This window comes from Bacillus gaemokensis (genome assembly GCF_001590835.1).
GTDB classification, from domain to species: Bacteria; Bacillota; Bacilli; order Bacillales; family Bacillaceae_G; genus Bacillus_A; species Bacillus_A gaemokensis.
Genome location: NZ_LTAQ01000048.1, coordinates 1 through 5,762, shown reverse-complemented (window position 1 = coordinate 5,762; position 5,762 = coordinate 1). Strand labels below are relative to the sequence as shown.

Sequence of the window (5,762 nt, the reverse complement as noted above, 5' to 3'; positions counted from 1 at the left end):
ACCTTTTTTAGCCATGAAAAATCCCCTCCAAGTAATAGTGTAACACCCATGTATGTACATGGTCTTTTTACACTGTCTACCTAAAGGGGATAATATCAATAGTAGGGCTTTTTTCTTTGCAAGAATTTATAACATTAATGAATTGTATTATTCATGATATATAATAATAACTATCTATCTATCGTTATTATCAGAAGATCTATATTAACTAAACATTCGCAATAATTGGATTTATATTTCTAAAATTGTTATATATTTACATAAATGGAAATCGGCATTATGATGAGGGTGCAAGTTATAAAAATATAAAAAGGGGGATTTTTTATGTTTAAAAAGCTAGCAATTGGAGCATTAGCAACTGGAGTTTTGTTGTCTGGAGCTGGAGGAGTATTTGCTGCTGAACAATCTCAGGCGGTAGATAAGAAAGTTTCATCAAATCTTTTAGCATCTGTTAATGTAGGTAACGGACAGACTGATGGAGACCTTTATTCTATTAGCGCTTATCATTTAATTCCAGTAAAAGCTTCAAGCTCAAATCAAAAATCACTTACTGTGGATATGTGGGGGCACTCAGATACTAAAATCTCTATTTATGAAGATAGTGAATATGGTAGACTTTTAGGTTCATGGAAAATGTCTGAAACACCAAAGACAGTAAGCATTAACCCTAATAAAACTTACTACTTACGTATTGGTGTAATGCCATACAGCCAAGATAGTTCATGGAACTATGTGGTAAATTGGCAATTCAAATAATTTTTAATTAAAAAGCCCTGTACTTACAGGGCTTTTTTCTTTGCAGGAATTTATAAAATCTCATGGAATTATGTTCACTAGGAGGTGTTGTGGCGCTATGGCAGATATGATTGTTTATACTGCTAGTGATGTATATAAACGGTTAGAAGTGAGTGATAGCACGTTAAGAAAATACATGGAAGTGTTACAGCGAGAAGGATATACAGTTAAAAAGGATAATCGCGGCAGAAGAGAATATACAGAGTATGACGTTATGGTGCTTGAGAAGTTAGTGGAATTAAGTAAGCATGACGGTATGACGCTTGAAAAGGCTGCGAAGCTAATTTCTCAGCAATTAGAAACTGTAGATACTAATGCGAAGACAGAGGAATCCCAGGAAACGGATGTAATCCCTTATCACATACAACAACTTCAGCAACAATATAGCGTTATGGCGAAAGAAATGAATCAAAGTATGTTAGCGATGGAAAAGAGATTAAGTGAACAAGCAGAGCAAAGAAGCAAGCGGATTGAGGAAAGCATAGATCAGCATAATGAACGAGTTGAAAAACGACTGGAAGAACGAGACGAAAATCTCATGAAAACATTACGCGAGATCCAGGAGACAAAGAAATTAATGCAGGAATACCGTGAAGAAGTAGCGGCTGCGAAAGAGAATAAAAAGCCTTGGTGGAAGTTCTGGTGAGTGGTTTTATATGTCTACGATGCATAAAAGAAACCATATGAGGTGTAATAAAAATGAAAATACAAATTGTATTGTTTGACGGCTTCGGAGAGCTTGTCTCTTTCGCACCTTTTGAGGTACTCAAAAGAGCGATAGAAGAAGGGGCTCCATTTACGGTTGAACTAATATCAAGTGAACCAAAACAAGAAATTACTACTTCGTTTGGAGTTACGGTTAAACTAAATGATTTTTTACGAATGGATAATCGTCCAGATCTGTTAATTGTACCTGGTGGTGGCTGGAATCATAAAGCTGAACATGGGGCACGAAAACAAGCAGAGCTTGGAACCCTAACCGAAATGATTAGGGAGATGCACAACGAAGGAACGATTGTTGCTGGAGTTTGTACAGGAGGTATGCTACTAGCTGCCTCCGGTATATTGAATGGTCGAAAGGCGACGATGCACTATTTGGCGCAGAATGAAATCAGTGAATACGGGGCAGAGCTTCTTTGTTACAGAATTGTTGATCAAGGGAATATTATCACTGCAAGAGGAGTCACTTCAGGACTTGATTTGGGACTTTGGATCACGGAAAGGTTCGCAAGTTCCCAAATTGCAGCTGCTGTTGAATATAGAATGGAATACGAGAGGCGAGGTGTTGTTTGGAGTTAATTTGAATTCTTTTTTATCGGCGTAATCACAGGGTTCTTTCGGTAGACTACAAAGTAGCTATTCGTATATTTGGTAAGGGTCTTATATAAACTACGCAAGAGCAGAAAAGTAGGAGTATATACTTTTCTGCTTAGAAAAAAAGATACATTTATCTTTAGATACATAATAAAAAGTAAAAAAAAGAAGCATCCCTAATTAAAAACAAGGACACTTCTATTTGGGGTACGGAAACGATGCAAAGAATAACCCGCCACATCTGAAAATTTTTCCAATTCGGCGGGTATTTTTTTATTATGCTTTGTCTTGTAGTTTCCTATATAAAGCAGACCTTGAAACATTGGTAATTTCACAAATTTGTTTCACTGTCATATTTCCTTCCTCATACAACTTAAGGGCATATTTCATTCCAGCATGCTTTTCGTGATATTTTTTAACTCGTCCTTGATACTTTCCTTCTTTTTTTGCAAGGTCAATCCCCTCACGTTGACGCATACGAATTAAGTCACGCTCTAATTGGTTCACTCCGCCCATTACTGTCATCAAGAAATGACTATATGGATTTTCTTCAGATAAATCCAACCAAGTATCTTTTATTGATGTTAAATTAGCCTTTTTATTTTTTATGTAATTAACTAGTTCAAACAAATCTCTCGTACTACGAGTAATTCGGGTTAAGTCTGTTACATAAATTGTATCGCCTTCTCTAAGATCCGTTAACATATTTTGAAGTTCAGGTCTATCCTGTGTAGCACCTGACACTTTTTCTTCATATATAATGTCTACTCCAATCTCTTTCATTTGCTGTAATTGTCTCTTAGGGTTCTGATCAACAGAACTTACTCGTACATACCCTATTTTTCTCATATACTACTCTCCTATTTTGAAACAAGTCATATGGGACACTCTAAAGTACCATTATACCAGGTTCAAAAAAACATCCCAATAAGGTTTACCTAATTGGGATGTTCTTTTGAAAGTGTTAATAAATCCTGTATTCAAAGCTGTCTTTATATGTTTAAATACCATTTCACGGATATTCTATGGCGGATAAGAACAGCTACCCTGTCACTAGGCTTAGTTGCAAAGTACCGAAAAGAAGTGAAGTAAACAAAAAGTAACTCCTTTATTGTCTCTTTGGGAGTTACTTGACGTCTCTCCTTTTTCGAATCTGAATAACACTAAGAAAACATAATCAATAATTTTCATAATTAAATAAACAATATATTTTAAGGAGGATTTATTTTAAAAGAGACATTAATTATTGAGGCATTATGTTTATCATTAGTGATTGTTTCTTTTTTAATACTCAAATGGAAAGGTAGACATTAAATCCACTTCTTTAGTTTCTTCTTTAGAATTCGTTGCGACTTCGTTATATTCAAAAGACATACTCGTTAGTATTGCAAATGCTACTAAATTTGCTAAAAAAAATTTTTGCATCTTCTTCTCTCCTCACATTTATTCCTATTAAATATAGCCAGGGGGAATATTTAATAGGAATAAGAAATACTTATTTTATTATTTGAAGTAAACAAATAATAGTAACAAGGGAAACCCCCTCATTTTTTGAGGGGGCTTCATCACTTCGCTTCGCCTTGTTTGCCTACTTACTGTTGAAATATATCGCAATATATTTCCTAATTATTATATTGAACTTTTTCTCGCTACTGTTATCTTATTGTTTTTTACAATCCAAGGATTTGAAACAGCTGTACCATCTTGTCTATATAACGTATATTTTGTCGCCAGTTGGTATTGTGTATGTCCTGATGTTTTACCAGCTTCACCTGTAACAGAAGTTGTAACTGTATCTTCAGCTATTTGTGTACTAGATGTACTAACTTCCGTTTGTAATGTTCTTGTAATCTGTGCTTTAATTGTTGCAGTTTGATCTCCGAATTTTAATCCCAAATCTGCTCCAACCTGCATAGAAAGCGTATCAGTCATCTTTTGTTGATCTGTAGAACTCATACCTGTTTTAAATGCAAAACTTTGAGTCACACCAGATTGAATAACAGTTGAATATGTTTTATCCCAATATTCTTCTTTTACCAAAGTATAATATGGTGAATTGTGTATTTTTGTATAATCACTCGTTAGACCATCATTTACCATAATAGAAGGTACTAAAGATGCCCCAATAACAACAGAATTTGAAGTTTGAGGTAATTGTTGATAGGGACCCTCAGTATAATCTGGAGCAGTTGGTCTAGTTCCTGTAGCTGGTAATTTTGGTAATGAAAAACCACTTGGAGAATTAGTAATGTAAAATACCCTATCTTGATCAGAAGGCTGTGTGTTATCCAAATCTACATACTCTACCTTCTGTATTGCATCTCCCTGCCTCGCATAAGATGCAACTTTCCCATATCCTTGGTTCACAATTTCATACTTATTATTTCCCTGGTCTCGTAAATACCATTGTTCAGCAGAGGCACCAGTCCAACTCTGTTGTCGTAAAAGCTCAGTACCTCGAAGTAAGCCATTACCTACCCAAGCGCTAGAAGCAATTGTGACTGGTTTTCCACTATGTTTATTTACAATTGCATATTTTCCATCATCAAGTGGAAAAAATGCAAATTGTTGATTGTCATGATTGGCTCCTTTATATAAAAGAATCGCGCTATCATTATCAACAGATTCTCTAGCTACATCCCAAACTAAGCTTCGATTAGCTGCCAAATCAATAGTATAATATCGATTTTTCTCTGGAACTGCTGCACTTGCAGGAGTCCAGATAGATAAGCTCAATGCTCCTACAAGTAATCCTGTCATGACTTTTTTTGATACTAATTTCATAATATCCCCCCTAGTTTTTTCGGCAAGACCTCTACAAGATTACAAAAGATGAAATTATGCTGTACATTGCTTATACTTTCACCTCGGATTAAAATAAGATCATTTTTGCTATGTAGAGACTTAGAATACTATTTTTTACAAATATGATACTTTTCTGATTCTAGAATTTTCCAACCAAATACATTGAATATTAAGAAAATTAACTCGACATAATGTTACTTGCAACTTTACTGCACTTTTATTAGTGTGGTCTTCTCCTTTCTCAGTGGTCATACCAATTACACCTTTATTAAAACATTAAATTTTCAATGCGTAAATAGTAGAATTTTGTCGATTATATTCGATAATTAAATTATCTCGTTTTATTGCAAGTAGAAATATTATACTTCTAAAATTACTGTTTAATTTCATTTAAGTAATTATATTAGATATAACTTGTTATATTTAATATAATTATTTTAATCCATAAAAAAGAATCAATAGAATTTAAATGCTCTTAATATAATTTAATCATACTCTGCATGTAAATTCCATTTATTTGGATATGCATAATTTCATATCCAAATAAATGAATAAATATTAAGTATTATATTTTTATTAGATATTAGGAAGTAATTCTTAATATTACTATTAATAGATACTAATTTTATTATGTATATCTTTATCTTTATAATAATTTGTTATTCTATGTTATCGATTAATGTAGCATTGTAATAAGGTTTGATTATAAGGCCTCACCATACATGCCCATCAACTTAAGAACGGAAACAAAATGAACTAAAAAACTCTTAAAATACTTTTTGTCCTTAAAAATGAGCATGCCAAATAAACCTCAATCAATCAAATTTCAAAAATTATGCAGCTCTCTT

The 5,762-nt window shown here is 33.5% G+C and carries 6 protein-coding genes; 3 read left to right on the top strand and 3 right to left on the bottom strand.

Annotated elements, in window-relative coordinates; genetic code table 11:
• The first annotated feature begins 324 nt into the window (after positions 1–324).
• The 3 genes from AZF08_RS23030 to AZF08_RS23020 all read left to right on the top strand — a co-directional run bounded on the left by AZF08_RS23030 (position 325) and on the right by AZF08_RS23020 (position 2,094).
• Positions 325–756, top strand: a complete 432-nt coding sequence (locus AZF08_RS23030; protein ID WP_033679182.1) for a hypothetical protein — start codon at positions 325–327, stop codon at positions 754–756.
• Positions 757–853: 97 nt separating this feature from the next.
• Entirely contained in the window at positions 854–1,441 is a 588-nt protein-coding gene (locus AZF08_RS23025; RefSeq protein WP_033679181.1) for a DUF3967 domain-containing protein, read from the top strand.
• A 53-nt stretch (positions 1,442–1,494) separates the two neighbouring features.
• Positions 1,495–2,094, top strand: a complete 600-nt coding sequence (locus tag AZF08_RS23020) for a DJ-1/PfpI family protein (protein ID WP_033679180.1) — start codon at positions 1,495–1,497, stop codon at positions 2,092–2,094.
• 291 nt (positions 2,095–2,385) lie between these two features.
• On the opposite strand, the gene AZF08_RS23015 is transcribed toward AZF08_RS23020, so the two are convergent.
• The 3 genes from AZF08_RS23015 to AZF08_RS23010 form a co-directional block, all read right to left on the bottom strand.
• Positions 2,386–2,958, bottom strand: coding sequence for a recombinase family protein (locus tag AZF08_RS23015; protein ID WP_033679179.1), 573 nt, complete (start codon positions 2,956–2,958; stop codon positions 2,386–2,388).
• Between the two features lie 435 nt (positions 2,959–3,393).
• Positions 3,394–3,534: a hypothetical protein gene (locus AZF08_RS30900; RefSeq protein ID WP_167332940.1), complete on the bottom strand. Its 141-nt coding sequence runs from the start codon at positions 3,532–3,534 to the stop codon at positions 3,394–3,396.
• Positions 3,535–3,738: 204 nt separating this feature from the next.
• Positions 3,739–4,893 carry an RICIN domain-containing protein gene (locus AZF08_RS23010; protein WP_033679178.1) on the bottom strand — a complete coding sequence of 385 codons (1,155 nt, stop codon included), beginning with the start codon at positions 4,891–4,893 and terminating at the stop codon, positions 3,739–3,741.
• Between the last annotated feature and the right edge of the window lie 869 nt (positions 4,894–5,762).